At 47.4% G+C, this 21,498-nt stretch carries 17 protein-coding genes and 1 other annotated feature (1 of these 18 running past the window's edge); of the genes, 16 read left to right on the top strand and 1 reads right to left on the bottom strand.

Features of this window, described 5'->3' with window-relative positions; translation table 11 throughout:
• Positions 1-77: 77 nt before the first annotated feature.
• The 16 genes from ribE to MKY85_RS19240 all read left to right on the top strand — a co-directional run bounded on the left by ribE (position 78) and on the right by MKY85_RS19240 (position 19,390).
• Entirely contained in the window at positions 78-545 is a 468-nt protein-coding gene (gene ribE / locus MKY85_RS19315) for a 6,7-dimethyl-8-ribityllumazine synthase (RefSeq protein WP_017687651.1), read from the top strand.
• Between the two features lie 104 nt (positions 546-649).
• Positions 650-1,450 (top strand): segregation/condensation protein A, encoded by an 801-nt coding sequence (locus MKY85_RS19310; RefSeq protein WP_339235375.1) that lies wholly within the window; start codon positions 650-652, stop codon positions 1,448-1,450.
• Positions 1,419-2,075, top strand: coding sequence for an SMC-Scp complex subunit ScpB (gene scpB, locus MKY85_RS19305; protein ID WP_339256165.1), 657 nt, complete (start codon positions 1,419-1,421; stop codon positions 2,073-2,075). Before MKY85_RS19310 ends, scpB begins: the two co-directional genes overlap by 32 nt.
• A 416-nt stretch (positions 2,076-2,491) precedes the next feature.
• Positions 2,492-3,229 (top strand): DUF2953 domain-containing protein, encoded by a 738-nt coding sequence (locus tag MKY85_RS19300; protein ID WP_342570558.1) that lies wholly within the window; start codon positions 2,492-2,494, stop codon positions 3,227-3,229.
• A 148-nt stretch (positions 3,230-3,377) separates the two neighbouring features.
• Entirely contained in the window at positions 3,378-3,860 is a 483-nt protein-coding gene (gene ytfJ, locus MKY85_RS19295) for a GerW family sporulation protein (RefSeq protein WP_339307231.1), read from the top strand.
• 130 nt (positions 3,861-3,990) lie between these two features.
• Entirely contained in the window at positions 3,991-5,178 is a 1,188-nt protein-coding gene (locus MKY85_RS19290; RefSeq protein WP_339235282.1) for a D-alanyl-D-alanine carboxypeptidase family protein, read from the top strand.
• Positions 5,179-5,209: 31 nt separating this feature from the next.
• Positions 5,210-5,836 (top strand): nucleoside recognition domain-containing protein, encoded by a 627-nt coding sequence (locus MKY85_RS19285; protein ID WP_339235281.1) that lies wholly within the window; start codon positions 5,210-5,212, stop codon positions 5,834-5,836.
• Positions 5,837-5,842: 6 nt separating this feature from the next.
• A complete protein-coding gene (locus MKY85_RS19280; RefSeq protein ID WP_062835224.1) occupies positions 5,843-6,376 on the top strand; it encodes a spore maturation protein in 534 nt (177 codons plus the stop codon).
• Positions 6,377-6,439: 63 nt separating this feature from the next.
• A complete protein-coding gene (locus MKY85_RS19275) occupies positions 6,440-7,258 on the top strand; it encodes a serine protease (protein ID WP_339235278.1) in 819 nt (272 codons plus the stop codon).
• A 196-nt stretch (positions 7,259-7,454) separates the two neighbouring features.
• A complete protein-coding gene (locus MKY85_RS19270; protein ID WP_124116190.1) occupies positions 7,455-8,204 on the top strand; it encodes a pseudouridine synthase in 750 nt (249 codons plus the stop codon).
• 133 nt (positions 8,205-8,337) lie between these two features.
• Positions 8,338-8,865: a redoxin family protein gene (locus tag MKY85_RS19265; protein ID WP_339235274.1), complete on the top strand. Its 528-nt coding sequence runs from the start codon at positions 8,338-8,340 to the stop codon at positions 8,863-8,865.
• Between the two features lie 14 nt (positions 8,866-8,879).
• Positions 8,880-10,553 carry a cytochrome c biogenesis protein ResB gene (locus tag MKY85_RS19260; protein ID WP_339235270.1) on the top strand — a complete coding sequence of 558 codons (1,674 nt, stop codon included), beginning with the start codon at positions 8,880-8,882 and terminating at the stop codon, positions 10,551-10,553.
• Positions 10,550-11,812 carry a cytochrome c biogenesis protein CcsA gene (gene ccsA / locus MKY85_RS19255; RefSeq protein ID WP_342570557.1) on the top strand — a complete coding sequence of 421 codons (1,263 nt, stop codon included), beginning with the start codon at positions 10,550-10,552 and terminating at the stop codon, positions 11,810-11,812. Before MKY85_RS19260 ends, ccsA begins: the two co-directional genes overlap by 4 nt.
• Positions 11,813-11,951: 139 nt before the next feature.
• On the top strand, positions 11,952-12,668 hold the full coding sequence (locus MKY85_RS19250) for a response regulator transcription factor (RefSeq protein ID WP_017687664.1): 717 nt from the start codon (positions 11,952-11,954) through the stop codon (positions 12,666-12,668).
• Between the two features lie 55 nt (positions 12,669-12,723).
• Complete coding sequence (locus MKY85_RS19245) at positions 12,724-14,121, top strand: ATP-binding protein (RefSeq protein ID WP_339243132.1); 1,398 nt, start codon at positions 12,724-12,726, stop codon at positions 14,119-14,121.
• Between the two features lie 193 nt (positions 14,122-14,314).
• The gene (locus MKY85_RS19240; RefSeq protein ID WP_342570556.1) at positions 14,315-19,390 is read left to right on the top strand and encodes a collagen-like repeat preface domain-containing protein; all 5,076 of its coding nucleotides are present in this window, start codon (positions 14,315-14,317) and stop codon (positions 19,388-19,390) included.
• A 304-nt stretch (positions 19,391-19,694) separates the two neighbouring features.
• Here MKY85_RS19240 and serA read toward each other — a convergent pair whose 3' ends face one another.
• Complete coding sequence (serA, locus tag MKY85_RS19235; RefSeq protein WP_253438670.1) at positions 19,695-21,290, bottom strand: phosphoglycerate dehydrogenase; 1,596 nt, start codon at positions 21,288-21,290, stop codon at positions 19,695-19,697.
• A gap of 199 nt (positions 21,291-21,489) precedes the next feature.
• Positions 21,490-21,498, bottom strand: a binding site (T-box leader); it runs 221 nt beyond the window's last position.

Below are 21,498 nucleotides of genomic sequence, written 5' to 3'. Positions count from 1 at the left end.
CCATGTAATTTATGGAATTGATTACTTAGGAATTTCCGTTACTTACATTACATTATACCGTTAGGGAGATGACTTGAATGCCACAATTTTTCGAAGGACATTTAGTATCAGAAGGATCCAGATATGGAGTTGTCGTTGGACGTTTCAACGAATTTATCACCAGTAAATTGCTTAGCGCAGCGCTCGATGCATTCAAACGTCACGGTGTGCAGGATGATGAAGTAGATGTAGCCTGGGTTCCAGGAGCGTTCGAAATCCCTTTGATTGCGCAGAAGATGGCAGAGAGCGGCAAGTATGATGCAGTGATTACCCTGGGAACCGTTATCCGTGGATCAACTACACATTACGATTATGTGTGCAACGAGATGGCTAAAGGGGTAGCAGCAATTAACCTGAAAACTGGCGTGCCTACGATCTTCGGATTGGTTACGACAGAAAATATTGAACAAGCGATTGAACGTGCCGGAACCAAGGCGGGTAACAAAGGTTGGGATGCAGCTACGGCGGCAATTGAGATGGCAAACTTGACGAAACAGCTAAAATAGTGCTTATTTAATAGTAGTGCCCTGCTATGCGCAGACGAAGACGGGAGACCGGATTCGGACGGCTTGGCAGGGTTTTGTATTTTTCTGGCGGGAGGATTCGTCTAGTGACGGTAGTTACATACAAACTGGAGACTTTTGAAGGGCCTTTGGATCTGCTGCTTCACCTGATTGACAAGGCTGAAATTCATATCCAGGATATTCCCATCAGCGATATTACCGATCAATACATGGCGTATCTGCATTCGATGCAGGAACTGGAACTGGATATTACAAGTGAATTTCTGGTCATGGCTGCTACACTGCTGTCGATCAAGAGCAAACTTCTACTGCCCAAACCACCGGTAATTGAAGACTTCGAGGATTATGATTTTATGGAAGAAGAAGATTATGATCCACGTGCAGAGCTCATTGCACGTCTGATAGAATATCGCAAGTACAAGGGAATTGCGCGACATCTTCATGAACGTGAGTGGGAACGCAGCCTTATATTTTCCAAAGAGCCCGAGGATCTGCGCCCTTATATGCCTGTAGAAGCTCCTTCGAACCCGGTTGAGGGATTACATACCTCTGACCTGATTGCAGCATTTCAGAAGGCGCTACGCAAGGCTGAGAAGCGTACAACCGTAACCCGTATCAAACGGGATGAGATTTCGGTTAAGGACCGGATACGGGATGTCATCGGCGCTTTGGAAAGTATGGGGCCGGGAGGCAGACTGTTATTCTCCAAATTGATGGATGAGCATATCTATCGCCATGAGATTGTTGTCACTTTTCTGGCGGTGCTGGAACTGATGAAGATGAAGCAGATTGTCTGTTATCAGGAACGGTTGTTTGAGGATATCGTTATGGAGTGGAGAGGGGAAACAAAGAATCATGGATTTTCCGAAATTGAAATCGATTATTGAAGGCCTGCTGTTTTTGTCCGGAGAAGAGGGTCTAAGCATCAAACAAATTGCCGAGATCGTCGACCAGCGAGTGGAGCTTGTAACGGACGCGATTGAGGAGATGATTCATGAATTTTCACAGCAGGGTCGAGGTGTACAGATTCTCAAGATTGCTGGCGTAGTTCAGCTGGGTACCTTGCCTGAGCATGCTGTGTATTTTGAGAAACTGGCGTATTCACCAGCACGAACCTCCTTATCCCAGGCGGCGCTGGAGACGTTGGCCATCGTGGCGTACCGGCAGCCGATTACCCGGGTTGAGATTGAGGAGATTCGCGGTGTAAAATCGGAGCGGGCTATTCATACACTTGTGAATAAGGATCTGATCATTGAAGTGGGACGAGCGGAGGCAATCGGACGCCCCATTTTGTACGGAACGACCAAGTCATTTCTGGATTATTTCGGACTAGCTTCAATCAAAGACCTTCCGGAACCAGGGTTGTTTGAAGATTCGGAAAACCTGGAGGAAGAGACACAACTGTTGTTCAACAAACTGGATTTGCAACAATTGGAACCGGAAAGCGCTGATCCGACAGATGATGGGAGTCAAATAGACAACGAAGACGATAATACGGATTCATCATTCTAATTTGCAAATTCATGATAACCGACACCCAGCAGTGGAGTCGGTTATTTGTGCATTGTTTTAGATAGATTGAACTAAAGATTTTACACATAACGGAGAGGACAGAAATAATCTGAAGAAACGGAGTGTTCGTCTAAAAGCTTTCTGAAAGAAAGCTGCATCGGAAGCATACGCTTATCCCCGGATTTACCCTTTAGAGAAGGGAATCAAAAAAATCTGGGGATAACAGCGATCGGAAGGTTATTCTGTCATCGGAGTGACCAGTGTAACTAATCTTAAGTCCAAATTTGTCTATATAAAAGGTTACGGACCGGTTCCAAATAAATCTGAAATGGGATTTTTAGGTCAGACGTGAATTTTTTCCTATCCAGAGTGCCATACTAGACGAGAAAAGAATTGAGGGCTTGGAGGTAAGGCCTGTGTGGATTTGGCTTGGAGGAATCGGTTTATTGTTCGCATTGCTGATTGCCGCAGTCCTCATCTCAAATGTTCATGTACATTTTACATTCAGTAAGCATAAAAGTGATGATTACGCCAATATTAATGTTCGTATTCTTTATGGAATTGTGCGGATTAACTATGAGATCCCGAGTATTGTTTTTCGCAATATGAAGGAAGGTTTTCTGGTCAAGACTGAACAGTCCATGAATCATTCCAGAGGGGAAGCCCAGGGTAGTGAGCGGGTGAACAAACGTAAAGTCAAAAAGTGGGCCAAAGATGTAAAGGTTATGCTAAGAGCGACTGATGCACTCAAGCTGTGGCTCAAGCAAACACTCATGCATGTGCATATGACTCAACTGTCCTGGTCTACCCACATCGGCGTTGGCGATGCAGCATACACCGCGGTGCTGACGGGCTGGGTGTGGAGTATCAAGTCCATTATTGTTGGTTTTCTCACCTATCAGATTCGGTTCGATGAGACACCCGTGCTTCAGGTGATGCCGGTGTGGTCAGACGAAATGGAGTTCAGAACAGAGCTCGATTGCAGAGTAAAGATTCGGATTACAGCTCTTTTGATCGCTGGATTTACACTGCTAACCCGTGTGCTCCAAGTCGAAGGCGGATGGCGGATGTGGCTTCAGCTTCTTCAAGAACAACGCCGTAAGCGTAAGGAGAAGCGAAAGCAAAAGAAAAAACTTAGTGGGACAGCACTGTAGATGTCCATCTTAGTCGGTCTGTTTTTGGGAGTGTGAGGTTGGAGTTCAGTGAGTGTACTTAAATTGCTTATTTACATAAGTCCCTTCAAGTTTGGGGATGATATGGTTAGATCAAACCTAGCTTACATTGAAACTGGAGGGAATTAAAATGTCAGATCATCCAATTCAAGGCTTAATGGAAACCGCTATGGAGAATATCAAGGCCATGGTGGATGTCAATACAATTGTTGGCGATGCAGTAGAAACACCGGATGGTACCGTGATTCTGCCAATCAGTAAGGTGGGATTCGGATTTGCTGCCGGTGGTAGTGATTTTCACGTCAATGGAGAAAGTAATGGCAAAAGTGGTGCCACGGGGACTTCTACTGAACATGCCAGTTCAGCAAAAGTGGCTTCTCCATTTGGTGGCGGTAGCGGCGGCGGTGTATCCATACGTCCTATTGCGTTCCTGGTGGTAGGTAAACAGGGGGTACACATTGTGCCACTTGATAACTCCACACATCTGTTTGAGAAACTCATTGACTCTACGCCTTATGTTCTTGATCGAATTCAAGGCATGTTCCAACGTAATACAACACCAATGAATACAACAGATGTACCGGTTACACCAGATCCTTCAACCTATAGCTGAATAAGTTGGTCATGATCCCTCCCGCATCCAAGCGTGAGGGATTTTTGCTGTTTTTGCCCTATGGGACATACTCCAAGTTGTCCGAACATAAGATAGTACAAGATTCCAAGTGACCCGGAGGAATGAATTGATGCGAAAAATAACGAAAGTTCTTGCATGCATGCTTATCCCTGTCTTCTTGCTGTCTTCCTTAGGGGTTACTCAAGCCCAGGCAACAATTCAAGGTCCGTCCACACATGCGCAAAGCGCTGCTCTCATCGATGTCACATCAGGCCGGATCTTATACAGCAAGGATGGGGATAAGGAACTGCGAATTGCCAGCTTGACCAAAATCATGACAGCGATTGTAGCGATCGAACACAGCAAGCTGGATGAGAAAGTGAAAGTGTCTCCCACGGCTTTTGCCAAAGAAGGATCGTCTCTCTATCTGAAGTTAGGTGAAGAGATGACACTCGAGAACATGTTGTACGGGCTAATGCTCCGTTCAGGCAATGACGCGGCTTCTGCGATCGCAGAGCATGTGGGGGGTTCGGAAGAAGGATTTGTGCTATTAATGAACAAAAAGGCAGAGCAAATCGGTCTGACGCACTCCCACTTTATGAACCCTCATGGACTGGATGCAGAAGGTCATTATTCTACAGCCAATGACTTGGCCAGATTAACTGCCTACGCGTTGCACAATCCGGTATTCAAACGCATCGTGGCCACGGAGGACAAATCCGCACCGAACCCCAATGAAAGCTGGGAATACTCCTGGCACAACAAAAATAAAATGCTACGGATGTATGAAGGTGCAGATGGTGTGAAAACCGGCTATACAAAGAAAGCTTTCAGATGTTTGGTCAGCTCGGCTACACGCAATGGACAGCAGCTCGCCGCGGTAACGCTGAACGATGGAAATGATTGGAATGATCATGCTCGGATGCTTGATTTTGGGTTTGAATACTTCCCATTGGTAGAGATTGCGAGGCAAGAACAGCCTGTGCAAAATACAGATGTCGTTACAGGCCGGGGATTTTGGTATCCACTTGCTGAGAGTGAGAAAAGTTCATTGACTAAAAAGTTGATTTTGCACGAAAATCGCGCCCAATCTGAAACGGAAGGGAATAAACAATCAACAGACCCTACATTTGGATTGGCAGGACGCATCGATATGCAACTTGACGGAAAACTTGTTGGCTCGATTCCGGTATATCGCAAAGGCAGTTTTATTCCTCCTGAACCAAAGACAGATGAGGCAACGATAGGGGGAATCGGAGACGTTTCTTCCTGGGCAGCAGCTTGGCGTGCCGTGTTAAGTCACCTGTTGTCTCCTTAGTAGAATCATCGTTGAAGGGAGGGTATAACCATTGATCAATTTAATTTGGCTGCTAATGATCTTAATCGGATTTGCTTTTGCAGCCATCAACGGCAATATTGAGGTGGTCACGCAAGCCGCTTTTGATGGCGCGGCCACGGGAGTTACAGTGTGTTTTGGACTGATCAGTGTGCTTGTGTTCTGGATGGGCATGATGAAAATGGCTGAGGATGCCGGTCTCCTGTCTCGGATTGCTAAGCTGCTCGGTCCCATTGTGGGCTTCCTGTTCCCCGATGTGCCCAAAAATCATCCGGCGATGGGTTATATTCTCTCCAATATGAGTGCCAATCTGCTGGGGCTAGGAAATGCGGCGACACCAATGGGAATCAAAGCCATGCAACAGCTGCAGGAGCTTAATCCGGATAAACAAACAGCTTCTCCAGCCATGTGCACCTTACTGGCTCTGAATACGGCCAGCATTACCATTATTCCAACAACGCTAATTGCCATCCGATTAAACTATCATTCCGCCAATGCTACAGAGATCGTGGGAACAACATTAATGGCTACCATTATCGCTACACTTGCTGCTATAATCGCCGATCGCTGGTATCGGAATAGGGCTTTACATAAACCGCCACGTATACAGAAAAGTGGCAAACCCGGCATGAAAGGATGAGTAGCTTTGTTAACCTTCATCAACTGGATCTCTGTCTGGGCCATCCCGGTTATTATCGCGTTTGTTCCATTATATGCGTTTACCAAAAAGGTCCCGGTTTACGAATCCTTTGTTGATGGGGCCAAGGATGGATTCTCTACTGCAATCAGTATTATCCCGCATCTCGTAGGCATGATGGTCGCAATCAGCGTATTTCGTGCCTCGGGTGCACTGGATTTTGTAATTAGTCTATTGGCTCCATTGGTGTCCTGGATGGGTGTTCCAGGCGAAGTGTTACCACTCGGAATACTGCGTCCTTTGACTGGGACAGGCTCCCTGGCGTTTACAACCGATCTGATTAAAACCCATGGCCCCGACTCCATGATTGGACGTATGGCATCTACGATTCAGGGGAGTACAGATACTACATTATATGTGCTGACTGTCTATTTCGGGGCTGTAGGCATAAGGAATGGTCGGTATGCACTCAAAGTAGGGTTGTTTTCCGATGTCGTTGGTTTTATTGCTGCCCTCGCCATTTGTTTGCTCGTTTTTGGTTAAAAGATATCTCCTTTCCTTCCGATATATTAGTTATGCTAGAATAATAGCGGAGGAGAGTGAGACATGCAGAAGAGTTGGAAACGAATGCTCCGTGTTGGAATGTCAGGTGTGCTTGCCATTGCAATGCTCGCTGGTTCAACGGGGCTGGCGGCGGCTCAAGCCGTTCAGACGATACATTTTACAGGTTACTTCGACAAACAGCTGCGTGCACAAATGGCAGTCACAGCGGATTCTTTCCCCGTCGTGAATGTACGTTTGGTCAAGCAGAATGAACCCGATATGGTATATTATGATATTGGTACCTCGATACTGATCTCGAAGGATGAAGTGCTCACGAATTACCATGTGGTTCAGAGTTATGCTGAACTGTCTGATGGCGATGAAGGCACACTGACTGTTGCGAGTCCGGGTTCCTTAGGTAAACCTGTAAAGGCAAAGATTGTGAAGACTGATCCGGTAACAGACATGGCGCTGCTGAAGTTGGACAAGGAAATAGACGCCCAACCGGTCACATTTGCAAACGCAAGGGATAACCAGGTTGTCTATACGATTGGATTCCCCAAAAATCCTGCTGGTGATCTGGTCATCCTGGATGAAGATTTTCCTTCAACCTACAATACGATAGCCAAAAGCAGAGTGTTCAGTTCCCAAGCCTCGGATGTTCCGGGTAAAAAGGGAATCGGCAGTATTGTGAAATCCATGGCACAAGGTAATTCAGGTGGCCCTGTGCTGGACCAGAACAACCGGGTCATTGGTATGATGACATTTGTATACGGTGGACGCACCTATTATATTACTTCCAAAACATTGCAGTCTTTCATTAAGGACAGCGCTACGCCTGCCAAAAAACAGGTTGCAGTTGCCGGAAAAGTTTCCAATTAATTGGTTTGAGGTAAAGGCTTATCTTTACGCTATCTGTGTTGAACAGATCGTGCAAAGGTAGGCTTTTTTTACGTGAATCTCAAAGGGGAAGTCAGCCTGAAATGGATATTCGTGTCGTCAGTTTACAAAATCCTTGGATTATCCTTGTGATTTCCTTGCGTGATGGGTATCATTAGTGTGAGGTGACATGACAAACATGGAAAGATTACAAAAAATTATCGCACAGGCAGGCATTGCATCCCGCCGTAAGAGCGAGGAACTAATCCTGTCCGGCAAAGTAGAAGTTAACGGGGAGGTCGTAACCGAACTGGGTACGAAAGCGAACCCCGAAGAGGATATGATTACGGTTAATGGAAAACCGATCCGCAGTGAGAAAAAAGTGTACTTGATGTTGAACAAGCCAAAAGGCGTAATCACAAGTGCATCTGACCCGGAAGGTCGGAAAATTGTATCCGACTACCTGAAAGGTGTCAAGGAACGTGTATACCCTGTGGGTCGTCTGGATTATGACACAGAGGGCTTATTGATTCTGACCAATGATGGTGAGTTTGCACATTTGTTGACGCATCCGAAGCATCACGTACCCAAAACTTATCACGCAACGGTCAAAGGTGTGCCGCATGGTTCGGCTCTGGAAAAATTAAAGACAGGCATTATGCTTGATGATGGCATGACTGCTCCTGCAGAGGTGGAGTACAAAGATGTGGATACAGCGGCCAATGAGTCGGTGATCTCCATTACGATCTATGAAGGGCGTAACCGTCAGGTTAGACGCATGTTCGAGGCGATCAACCATCCGGTAACCCGGTTGAAACGGATTTCGTTTGGTGGCATTTTGCTACAAAACCTGAAACGTGGTTTGACACGCAATCTGACCAAAGAGGAAGTTAACAACCTGATTACCCTCGCACAATCAGAACCAGCCAGAAAAATGAAAAAAAGGTAATGTGAGGACACATAATTTTCATAAAACCGCCGCAGTTTTGTGACGAAATTCGCTATAATTGTTCATAGGATGTTCACAGTTGTCCAGTTCAATAATATGCGAGTGTTAGAGTCACTTAAAAGGGGAGCAGCACATGGGGAAATCAAGAAGAACGGTGCAAATCGTCATTTTGACATTGATCCTGGTGTTGGGCGGATATGCGATTACGACATCGGTATCCGGCTCGAACGGCAAGCCAAAGGAAGGGGACAGGTCTCCTTCTTTTGAACTGCTGGGCCTGGATGGTCAAGTTCATACGTCTGACGAGTACAAAGGAAAAGCATTGGTGATCAATTTCTGGGGCACCTGGTGTGAACCTTGTGTTAAAGAAATGCCTGCACTTCAGGCACAAGCTGACAAATGGAAGGACAAGGGGGTACAATTTGTCGGAATTAATGTTGGAGAAGACCAGATGACCGTGGATAATTTTGTTCGGCAGGTTGGGGTTACATTTCCAATCATGTTAGACCGTGAGAAAAACTCGGTTCGTGATTTCGGGATCTCTCCGATGCCAACAACATTTTTTGTATCCGACACCGGCAAAATCTCTACCATTCATATCGGGCAACTTGATTTGGACACACTTGACGCTCAAATTTCGCAACTGGCGAAGCAGCCCTGACAGGAGGTCTATTCGTGTTCCAAAATACCAAATGTGAGTGCGGACACCAAAATCCGGTTGGCACTGTACTATGTGAAGCATGTGGGAAACCACTACTGGAGTCTGAAGCTAAATCGAATGAAGTGCTGGAAATGCGTTACGATGGCATGGCGCGCCGTTCACAGCGCAGTAATCCCAACATCATTGATCGCATCTGGAACTTTTTTTCATCCGTCAAAATTGCTGTCTATATGATTGTGTTAACGCTTGTAGGCTCTATGCTTGGCACGATCTATCCGCAAGAAAGTACATTTCTAAATATTGATCCTTCCGTGTATTACAAAGAAACATACGGTCAGTTGGGTCATATCTATTATCTGTTGGGTTTATCCCATACATACGAATCCTGGTGGTTTATCTTGCTGTTGGTGCTGATTGGTGCATCATTGGTGATATGCAGTCTGGATCGCGTCCTACCGCTCTACAAAGCACTGAATAAACAGAAAATACGTAAACACACGCAATTTCTAACAAGACAGCGTCTGGTGTACCAAGGTCCTATCGAAGAGGCACCAGAAGACTGGATTAAGAAAGCGGTTACGCCGCTGAAAAAGAAAGGCTACCGCGTGCATACTCAGGGTGATGCTTTACTCGCCGAGAAACAGCGATTCAGTCGATGGGGCCCATATGTCATTCATATTGGACTCATTATATTTCTGCTGGCGGTGCTTGCACGAGGGCTGCCTGGCCTGAATCTGGATGAGCATGTTGCTTTTCCGGAAGGTGAGATCAAAAAGATACCGAATACGTCGATGTATCTGAAAAACGAACAGTTTAATGTTGAATTTTACAGTGAGGAAGAAGTACCGGAGCAATTCCGTAACCTGAACAAGACCGTTCCAAAACTGTTCGAAACAAAAGTTGTTTTGTATGAATGTACAGCAGATTGTTCGGATCTTTCAAAAAAACCTCAATTAGCTGAGGTGGCCAGACATGATGTTCGTGTGAATCATCCCTTAAATTATAACGGTCTGAAAGCATATCAGTTTGATTATGATCTAACACCCACCATTCGATCCGTAACGCCGGATCTGGTTAATACAAAGACTGGTGAAGTATATGGGGCGATTAAGATTGATATGGTCGATACCCAAAAAACATTTGAAGCGGGCCCTTATGAACTGACCGTGAAGGAAAAGTTCATGGACTTTGGATTGGATGAGAATGGACAGCCCAAATCAATATCGCCTTCACCTAATGCACCTGCTTTTCTCTTTCTTATTAAGGGACCGAATCTGCCGGAAGAGGGGATACAATATCTTTATTTTGCGAAGCAGATTGATAAACAACGGTTTCAGCAGGATGCAATTAACCAACAGCTAATTGGAACAGAGATTCCTTTACAGTTGGAAGTGGACAGCATGGACAAGGTTGATATTATTCAATCCGTAAGTTATCTCAATATACGCGTAGATAAAGCAATGCCTTTTGTGTGGGTAGGAGCCGGCATTGTCATGTTGGGTCTGGTCATGGGTTTTTATTGGCATCATCGCCGCATCTGGATTCGTTTTGATGATCAACAGCTTACCTTGGGTGGACATACCAACAAAAACTGGTTTGGCTTCAGGCGTGAAGTGGCGGCTGTTTTGAAACAAATGAATTTGGAAGTGGAAGAGAAGTCGTTGGATAACGGGGGGAACCAAGCATGAATTTATTGGATTTCAGCAGCGACGCATTTATCGTAGCTTTCTTTCTCTATTGTGCCGCATTCTTTTTATATGGTGTTGCGGTAATGGGCAAAAAATGGAGCAATCGTGATCCTCTGGCGCACATGAATCGCTGGGGTAAACGAGCTTTCATTGCCTCGACTGTCGCTTTGGCGGCACATCTTGTATTCTTTGCAACCCGATGGGCTGGGGCAGGGCATATTCCTGTTAGTAACATGTACGAGTTCATGTCTTTTCTGTCCATGATGATCATGGTTGCATTTATCGTTGTATACGCGATATATCGGAAGTCGTTACTGGGTTTGTTTGCCTTACCACTTACCATCATTATAATGGCTTATGCTGCTGTATTTCCACAGGAGGTACAACCGTTGATCCCGGCACTTCAGTCCATCTGGCTGAAAATACACGTGACGTTGGCCGCACTTGGTGAAGCATTCTTCGCCGTGGGTTTTGCCGCAGGGTTCATGTATTTGCTCCGTACTGTTGATTTTAGTGGTAAGGACAAGTCTTCAAGACGTCAACGAGGATGGGTTGAATTCACCCTGGTTACGATCGTTGTCGTTATTGGATTTATAGGGACTGTATTTGCCTTTCGTGCAGCTGGTTATGAGGCGGTTTTTGTGCAGAAAACGGTCAGCATTGACATGCAGGTACAGGAAAATAGTACAATAGAGAAAGTGAATTATCGCATGCCTCCAATTTTTGCGCCATATAATAGCGAAGTGGAGAGCATGACACCGTTTCTTGGCATGAAAAAACCTTTACTTGAGACGCCTTCCTGGATGAACGGCGTAAATGCCGGGCGTAAGCTGAATACGGTGATTTGGTCACTTATTGTAGGTCTGATCCTGTATGGAATTGTACGACTTCTTGTGCGCAGACCCCTTGGACAAGCGTTACAGCCAATGATGGATGGAATCGATGCCGATGATCTGGATGAAATAAGTTATCGTGCGATTGCCATCGGTTTTCCAATATTTACACTGGGAGCATTAATCTTTGCCATGATCTGGGCTCAGATTGCCTGGAGTCGTTTTTGGGGTTGGGACCCCAAAGAGGTGTGGGCGTTAATTACATGGCTATATTATAGTGTGTATCTGCATTTGCGTTTATCCAGAGGTTGGCAAGGTCAAAAGTCTGCATGGCTTGCGGTTCTTGGTTTCCTGGTTGTCATGTTTACGCTAGTTGGGGTGAATCTGATCATTGCCGGATTGCATTCGTACGCTGGAGCGGACTAGGACAGACTCGTCTTGCAAAGGTTGGATTTAGAAACGGGAAACACAAACGTACCTTTTTATTGAAGGGTATTCAAATATTGTTCGCCAGATCGAACATAATAGAAGTGATCAGGAGTTATTGCAAAGGGGCTGGAGAGGCATGGCTGAACATGAGAATCGAATACTGGTCGTGGATGACGAAGAGAGAATCCGCAGACTTTTGAAAATGTATCTCGAAAAAGAAGGTTATGAAATTGATGAAGCTGAGGATGGGGAAACTGCGCTGCGTAAAGCAACAGCAGGGGACTACGGACTGATTTTGCTTGATGTGATGTTACCGGGTATGGATGGAGTTGAAGTGTGTACCCGTCTTCGTCAGGTGAAATCAACGCCGGTTTTGATGCTCACTGCAAAAGGTGAAGAGATTAACCGGGTTCAAGGCTTCGAAGTTGGCGCTGATGACTACGTAGTAAAACCATTCAGTCCGCGTGAAGTGATTTATCGTGTCAAAGCGATTTTGCGTCGATCTTCCGCGACAGCTTATCTCTCGAAGGAGAGCAATTCGAGTAATAACATCGTGTTCCCACATTTGGTTATTGAGCATGATGCCCACCGGGTCACGGCTGGTGGTGAAGAGATTAGCCTTACACCAAAAGAATATGAATTGTTGCACTACTTGGCAACATCTCCCGACAAAGTGTTCTCCAGAGAAGAATTGCTCAAAGATGTATGGAACTACGAGTTCTTTGGCGATCTTCGTACCGTGGATACGCATGTGAAGCGTCTTCGCGAGAAACTTAACAAGGTATCGCCAGAGTCGGCGGCCATGATTACGACGGTGTGGGGTGTCGGTTATAAACTGGAAGTACCGAAGTAGTTTAAGTTTCTGGAGATCGCTGGTCGGGAAGTTATGGATCACTATTATCTGCCTTGTGGGTTGTGTACTTATAGCGCTGGGTCTTTTTTTGCTGCCCTACATTGATACGAACTTTGCAGAATCCGAGTCCAGAGATATTAAACGGTTGTTCACCTATATCTGTATTATCGGATTCAGTTTAACTACCTTTTTTGCATTGTTCCTATTCACCAAAATAACGCAGCCTATGCAGCAATTGATTCAGGCAGCCAATGCGATTCGCAAAGGCAACTACGGAACACGTCTCTCCCTGGTAACGAGTGATGAGATTGGTGAATTGGCCAATACTTTTAATCATATGGCTGCCCAACTGGAAGATAATATTCGAAACCTTAACCATGAGAAGGAACATTTGGCTAGTGTGCTTCGAAGCATGACCGATGCGGTGGTTACATTTGATGGTGAAGGCAAAGTTATTCTGACGAATCCGCCAGGAGAGAAGATCATGCAGACTTGGTATGATCTGGATTGGGCGAAAGTGGACGAAGGAAAAGATTCTGAACAGTTTGACAAGTCTTCACGTGATGTACCTGAGCCCCTTCTTCCATTGTTCAGAATGGTGATGGAGCAAGGTGGGGACCAGAACTCCAATGTTCATGTACAGCAAGGCGTTTGGTCTGTCCAGATGGCACCGTTGTATGCTGACAGTGTTGTCAGAGGCGCTGTGGCTGTCTTGAGAGATGTAACAGAAGAAGTGCGTTTGGAGAAAATGCGGCGTGATTTTGTGGCTAATGTATCTCATGAAATACGAACTCCGCTATCCATGATGCAAGGTTACAGTGAAGCCCTACTGGACGGTATGGCAACCTCACCGGAAGAGAGCGAAGAACTTATCCAGGTTATTCATGATGAGTCCCTGCGGATGGGCAGATTGGTCAAAGACCTGCTTGATCTGGCTCGGATGGAAGCTGGACACACGGACATGGTGATGAAGGAAGTTGACCTTGGAGAACTACTTGAGCGTGTATACCGGAAGTTCTCAGTGCGGTCGAAAGAACAGGGAATTCAACTGCACTTCGAATGTGAACAGCCAACCATTGAACTTCAACAGGCAGATGAGGATCGACTTGAGCAAGTCTTTACGAATTTGCTGGATAATGCCTTCAGGCATACGCCGACTGGCAAAAATGTAATGATCTCGGCAGAGCGGGTCACTTATCTTCGTGCGCCATTCGTTAGAGTTTCAGTGAAGGATCAGGGTGTAGGTATCCCTTCATCCGACTTGCCATTTATTTTCGAACGATTCTACAAAGCAGACAAGGCTCGTGTTCGGGGAGAAAGTGTAGGTACAGGGCTTGGGTTAGCGATTGTGAAAAATATTGTTGATGCGCATCAAGGCATGATTACCGTCAACAGTGTGCTTGGCGAAGGAACAGAGTTTATTTTACAATTTCCCTTGGATTCATCGAAATAGCCTGATTTCATACAAAAAGTGCGGAAACACCCTCTTACGGAGGGTGTTTTTTGTTGAAGAGTACCGTTTAATCTTGTTCAACGTGGAACATGATTTTTTTTATTTTTGACTAAAAAGAGTGTCCAAGATAATTTTCCTTCCTATGTTACATAAGCTTGAAAAGCAAGCAAGATAGAGGAGGATTGAGTTAAGCATGTCCGATGATCGAAAAAGGGTCAATATTAAAGCTTTTCTGGAAGGCAGATCTTTTAGAGCGGGCTCTCCGTTTATTCCCATAACCACTAAAGAACAGGAGCAATTTGAATCCATACTGCGTTCTCTCGCTGTGACTATTCCAGCTGCACTCGGCCAGCCGACTTCAGCCAATATACTAGCATTACAGAATGGATTACGCCCGTTACTTACATTTGTAAATGAATCCGGATTTCGTGCCGGGGTAAAAGCAGAATTACAAGCAGTACTGGAATTAACGATTGCAGGCTCAGAGGTTATTCCTGTTCCTTTAATTAATCTCGCAGGTAACTTGCAACATTTACTAGATGATTTATTGAGTGTGACGTTACTTCTTGAAGTGCCACCTGTAGAAAAAGATAAATTCGTGGGGTTAATCCGTTCGATATCGTTATCCTTAAGTCGGGCGACGACAACTCTTGGAAACGGAGGAGCTACCGGACCAACTGGCCCACAGGGAGTTCCAGGAGTACCAGGAGTACCAGGTGTTCCGGGTGTTCCCGGGGTGAAAGGTGCTACTGGACCAGCAGGAGGAATTGGACCAATCGGCCCAGTAGGACCAGTTGGCCCACAGGGAGCACAGGGTCCGGCAGGAGCACCTGGTGTAGGTTTAAACAATATTACCGGATATGATCCAGCACTTGGACCGACATATGCTCAGGGTCAGGTAGTAAGCTATGAGGGGAATCTTTATGTTGCTAATGTAAACGGTCCGTTGGGTATACCTGGGAGTTCCCCGGATTACACTCTTTTGTTGGCGGGAGGAACGACCGGAGCTACAGGAGCAACCGGAGCTGGTTTAACGGGTGCATTAGCATTTGATCCAGCGCTTGCCCCGGGTTATCCAGCCGGTCAGATAATTACGTATAACGGGAGTACGTACATTACAAGTGTTGCCAGTCCTTTAGGAACACCGGGAACTTCGTCAGATTATACATTAATTGCGGCTGCAGGGGACACCGGTGCAACTGGTGTAGGCCTAACTGGAATAACTTCTTTTGATCCGGCTCAATCCCCGACATATCCAACCGGTCAGGTTGTTACGTACAACGGGAGTACTTATATTACGAATGTTGCAAGTCCTGGAGGAGTACCAGGAAGCTCCCCGGATTACACGCTGCTTGCGGCTGCGGGAGACACGGGTGTAGGAACGACAGGAGCAACCGGGGCCACAGGCGTAGGTTTAAGTGGTATCGTGCCATTCGATCCGGCATTAGCACCAACCTATCCCGCTGAACAGATCATCACATTTGGGGGAAGTACTTATATTACCAATGTGGCATCACCAACAGGTACACCCGGCAGTTCACCAGATTATACACTGCTAGCAGGATCTGGAGTTACAGGTTCGACTGGAGCTACGGGCATAGGCCTTGATGGTGCAGTTACGTTTGACCCTGCAGTAGCTCCAACGTATCCAACCGGTCAGGTTGTTACCTTAAATGGCAGTACGTATATAACAAATGTGGCTTCTCCTGCGGGTACTCCAGGGACTTCGCCAGACTATACATTGCTTGCAGGAGCAGGACCTACAGGAGCCACAGGTGCCTCAGGTGTAACGGGAGCAACCGGGGCAGGACTAACAGGCATTTTGCCATTCGATCCAGCCGTGGCTCCAACATATTCAGTTGGTCAGGTTGTAACGTTTAACGGGAGTACGTATATTGCCAATGTAGCTGCACCAACGGGAACGCCGGGTACATCGCCGGATTATACGTTGCTTGCGGGCGCAGGAGCGACGGGAGTTACCGGAGCCACCGGAGTTGGGGTAACGGGAAGTACCGGAGTTACAGGGACTTCAGGTGTAACGGGAGCGACAGGTGCAGGTTTGAGTGGTATCGTACCATTTGATCCAGCCGTAGCCCCAACGTACCCAGTGGGTCAGGTTGTAACGTTCAATGGCAGTACGTATATTGCCAATGTAGCTGCACCAACGGGAACGCCGGGTACATCGCCGGATTATACGTTGCTTGCGGGCGCAGGAGCGACGGGAGTTACCGGAGCCACCGGAGTTGGGGTAACGGGAAGTACCGGAGTTACAGGGACTTCAGGTGTAACGGGAGCGACAGGTGCAGGTTTGAGTGGTATCGTACCATTTGATCCAGCCGTAGCCCCAACGTACCCAGTGGGTCAAGTAGTAACGTTTAATGGCAGTACGTATATTGCCAATGTAGCCTCACCAACGGGCACGCCGGGCACGTCGCCAGATTATACGTTGCTTGCAGGCGCAGGAGCGACGGGAGTTACCGGAGCCACCGGAGTTGGGGTAACGGGAAGTACCGGAGTTACAGGGACTTCAGGTGTAACGGGAGCGACAGGTGCAGGTTTGAGTGGTATCGTACCATTCGACCCAGCGGTAGCCCCAACGTACCCAGTGGGTCAGGTTGTAACGTTTAACGGGAGTACGTATATCGCCAATGTGGCCTCACCGACGGGCACGCCGGGCACGTCGCCAGATTATACGTTGCTTGCAGGCGCAGGAGCGACGGGAGTTACAGGAGCCACCGGAGTCGGGGTAACGGGAAGTACCGGAGTTACAGGGACTTCAGGTGTAACAGGAGCGACAGGCGTAGGTTTGAGTGGCCTCGTGCCATTTGATCCAGCCGTAGCCCCAACGTATCCAGCGGGTCAAGTAGTAACGTTCAATGGCAGTACGTATATTGCCAATGTAGCCTCACCAACGGGAACGCCGGGGACTTCACCGGATTATACATTGCTTGCCGGCGCAGGAGCAACGGGAGTTACCGGGGCCACAGGAATTGGATTAGATGGTGTTGTGCCATTCGATCCGGCGGTAGCGCCAACGTATCCAGCCGGTCAGATCGTAACGTTTAATGGAAGTACGTATATCGCGAATGTGGCATCACCAACAGGAACGCCGGGCACATCGCCGGATTATACACTGCTTGCAGGTGCAGGATCTACGGGGCCCACTGGAACAGCAGGTGTAACAGGAGCGACAGGCGTAGGTTTGAGTGGCCTCGTGCCATTTGATCCAGCCTTAGCCCCAACGTATCCAGCCGGCCAAGTTGTAACGTTTAATGGCAGTACGTATATATCCAATCTTGCATCTCCAACGGGCACACCGGGTACATCACCGGATTACACATTAATTGCGGGTGCGGGAGCAACAGGTGTGACAGGTGTAACGGGAGCTGGAGTGACAGGAAATACCGGAGCAACGGGTGTTACGGGTGCAGGACTCACGGGAGTGGTGCCGTTCGATCCAGCAGTTGCGCCGACGTATCCAGTCGGTCAGGTCGTAACGTTTAATGGAAGTACGTATATCGCGAATGTGGCATCACCAACGGGAACGCCAGGGACTTCACCGGATTTTACGTTGCTTGCGGGCGCAGGGGCAACGGGTGTTACGGGAGCCACAGGAGTTGGCGTAACCGGCAGTACTGGAGACACAGGGGCATCCGGTGCAACTGGGGAAACAGGAGCGACGGGAACGGCAGGGCTAACCGGAGTCACTGGTGGAACAGGAGCAACAGGTATAACGGGGGCCACTGGAGTCGGCGTAACAGGAAGTACCGGGTCAACGGGTGCGACAGGGGAAACAGGAGCGACAGGGATAACCGGAGCCACAGGAGTTGGTGTAACGGGAAGCACTGGACCAACGGGTGCCACTGGTGAAACAGGAGCGACAGGGTTAACTGGAGCAACAGGAGTCGGCATAACAGGAAGTACCGGGTCAACGGGTGCGACAGGGGAAACAGGAGCGACAGGTGTGACTGGAGCCACGGGAGTCGGCATAACGGGAAGTACGGGAGTAACGGGAGCCACTGGTGAGACAGGAGCGACAGGGTTAACTGGAGCAACAGGAGTTGGCATAACAGGAAGTACCGGGTCAACGGGTGCCACTGGTGAAACAGGAGCGACAGGGATAACGGGAGCCACAGGAGTTGGTGTAACGGGAAGCACTGGACCAACGGGTGCCACTGGTGAAACAGGAGCAACAGGGATAACCGGAGCCACAGGAGTTGGTGTGACGGGAAGCACTGGACCAACGGGTGCAACTGGTGAAACAGGAGCAACAGGGATAACCGGGGCCACAGGAGTCGGCATAACAGGAAGTACCGGTATAACGGGTGCTACTGGTGAAACGGGAGTAAGTGGAGTAACGGGTCTTGCAGGGGCGACCGGAACGACTGGGGTTACAGGAGCTACAGGTACAACCGGACTAACGGGTGTCACTGGTGAAACAGGAGCAACAGGGATAACCGGAGCCACAGGAGTTGGTGTGACGGGAAGCACTGGACCAACGGGTGCAACTGGTGAAACAGGAGCAACAGGGATAACCGGGGCCACAGGAGTCGGCATAACAGGAAGTACCGGTATAACGGGTGCTACTGGTGAAACGGGAGTAAGTGGAGTAACGGGTCTTGCAGGGGCGACCGGAACGACTGGGGTTACAGGAGCTACAGGTACAACCGGACTAACGGGTGTCACTGGTGAAACAGGAGCGACAGGAGTTGGTGTAACGGGAAGCACTGGACCAACGGGCGCAACTGGGGGAACAGGAGCAACAGGGATAACCGGGATAACCGGGGCCACAGGAGTCGGCATAACAGGAAGTACCGGTATAACGGGTGCTACTGGTGAAACGGGAGCTACCGGTGCAACCGGAACATCTGTAACATCTAACTCTGCTTTTGCTGAGAACACTAATGGTACGATTGTTGTAATATTGGGAGGTACACTCGTTCCATTGCCGAATAACCAAAATATCGGCACAGGTATAACCGTCAATGGGACAAATGACACCTTCACACTTGCCAATGCAGGTCGTTATTACATCTCATACAAAATAAATCTGACAGCTGCACTTGCTATTCAATCTCGGGTTTTACTTAATGGTACAGCTATTCCAGCGAGTGTAGTATCTCCAGCACTTTCGCTCAGTCAGCTTCAGTCTGACTTTATGGTTACCGTTACGGCTGGTTCAACAATACAGTTACAATTATTCGGGCTTATTGGCACAGCTATTCTTTCTCCTCCAGGATCTACACTAAATATTATTCAGTTAAGTTAATTGTCTGATAACGTCTTAAGATGAATCACTAGTGGGCAAAAGAAGAGGGACTCATTACGGGATAGGTGCAGCAGAATCCAGAGAAACCCAAATCGTTTTTATAACTCGGGTTTCTCTTTCTTTCCAGATAGTGGTCAATCAAACAACAGGTGTTTGGGGCAACCGAAAGTGCACGGCCAGAAGTATCACTCACCATTATCAAATTTAACTTGAAAATTGAAATGGATACTGAATTTAATTCGCGACAAAAAAAGGCGGAACCATGATGGTCCCGTCTTTTCTTTTACATTTATAATACGTATGATTATTCCAGCACGATTTCAACAGCAGTATTGATCTCAGGCAGCGCAGCAAGCTGCACAAGCACGTCTTTTGGCACAGCTTTATCTACGGTCAGAATCATGATGGCTGCACCACCAATAATTTTACGTCCAACCTGCATGGATGCGATGTTGACATCGTTTTGTCCAAGCAGTGTTCCTACACGACCGATAATACCTGGCTTATCGTTATGTGAGATCAAGATTTGATGACTTTCCGGAGCGATATCTACCGGGAATTTGTCCAGACGAACGATACGTTCTCCATAACCTGCAAGCAATGTACCTGCTACACGGCGTTCCTCAGCATCCTGAGTTGTAACCAATGTTACAGTAATCAGGTTAGTGAATCCTTTGGTTGCAGAGGTTTGGCTTACAACCACATTCAGATCACGGATTTTGGCCAAATGCATGGAGTTGACGATGTTGGCTTCCCCACCCAAATGTCTGGCGAGAATACCCTTCACAATGTAACGCGTAAGAGGCGATGTATCTACTTCAGAAAGTTCGCCAGCATAGTCGATTCGGATCTCCTGCACTGCATTTTGTGTAATCTGTGCTGCAAAACTTCCCAATGTTTCACCCAATTTGAAATAAGGCTGCAATTTGTTCATTACGGTTGGTGCAACAGCCGGCATGTTAACTGCGTTCTTGAAAGGTTCATTGCGCAGAATGTGAAGAACCTGTTCAGAAACGTCAATTGCCACGTTTTCTTGTGCCTCAACAGTCGATGCACCCAAGTGAGGTGTGACGATGATGCTAGGGTGATTCAGGAATGGATGGTCCTGAGCAGGTGGTTCACTTTCAAATACATCAAATGCTGCTCCAGCAACAATGCCTTCGTCAATTGCTTCCACAAGTGCCATCTCGTCAACTACACCACCACGAGCACAGTTGATGATACGCATGCCTTTTTTCATAACTTCGAATTGTGGACGTGAAATCATGTGCCGTGTTTCCGGTGTTAATGGCGTATGAACGGTCATGAAGTCCGCATTACGAATGATATCATCTACACTAGCCAGCTTCACTTGCAGCTTCTCGGCACGCTCCTCCGTCAGGAACGGGTCGTATGCAAGGATGTCCATTCCGAATGCTTTAGCGCGTTTGGCAACTTCACTACCGATTCGTCCCATACCCAGTACACCTAGCGTTTTATTTCTTAATTCCACACCCAGGAAGGTTTTACGATCCCACGTACCCTGAATAGTCTTGGCGTATGCCTGAGGAATGTGTCGTGCCAATGCCATCATCATGGCAAACGTATGCTCACAGGTTGTGATGGTATTGCCATCAGGTGCATTAATAACGATGATCCCGCGCTGTGTAGCAGCTTCCAGATCAATGTTATCTACACCAACACCTGCACGTCCAATCACTTTAAGGTTGGTACCCGCCGTCATAATACGATCTGTAACACGAGTCTGGCTACGAACCAAGAGGGCATCATAATCACCAATAATGGCAACAAGTTCATCTTCACTAAGACCGGTTTTCTTCTCAACAACAACATCATTTGCATCCACCAGTTGCTGGATACCGAGATCACTGATTGGGTCCGACACTAACACTTTGTACATGGTTTCTTCCTCCTTAGGTATGTGTATCTATATCGTCAAGGTTTGACCTCAGGGAAGAGGTATTCCTTAAAACCAGGTTGATTCTTCCGCCCAACAACGCGGTGTCGCAACAGAGGGGGAAGGTGAAGCAAATAGAGTGATTCCACAGATATCCATTAAAATAAATCAAAAAACTCTCAATCCACATACTGCTTGCGCAATAAGGGAC

This window comes from Paenibacillus sp. FSL R5-0749 (assembly GCF_038595085.1).
Taxonomy (GTDB): Bacteria; Bacillota; Bacilli; order Paenibacillales; family Paenibacillaceae; genus Paenibacillus.
Note: the sequence above shows the minus strand (reverse complement) of the source record. Positions and strands in the feature narration are given on the sequence as shown.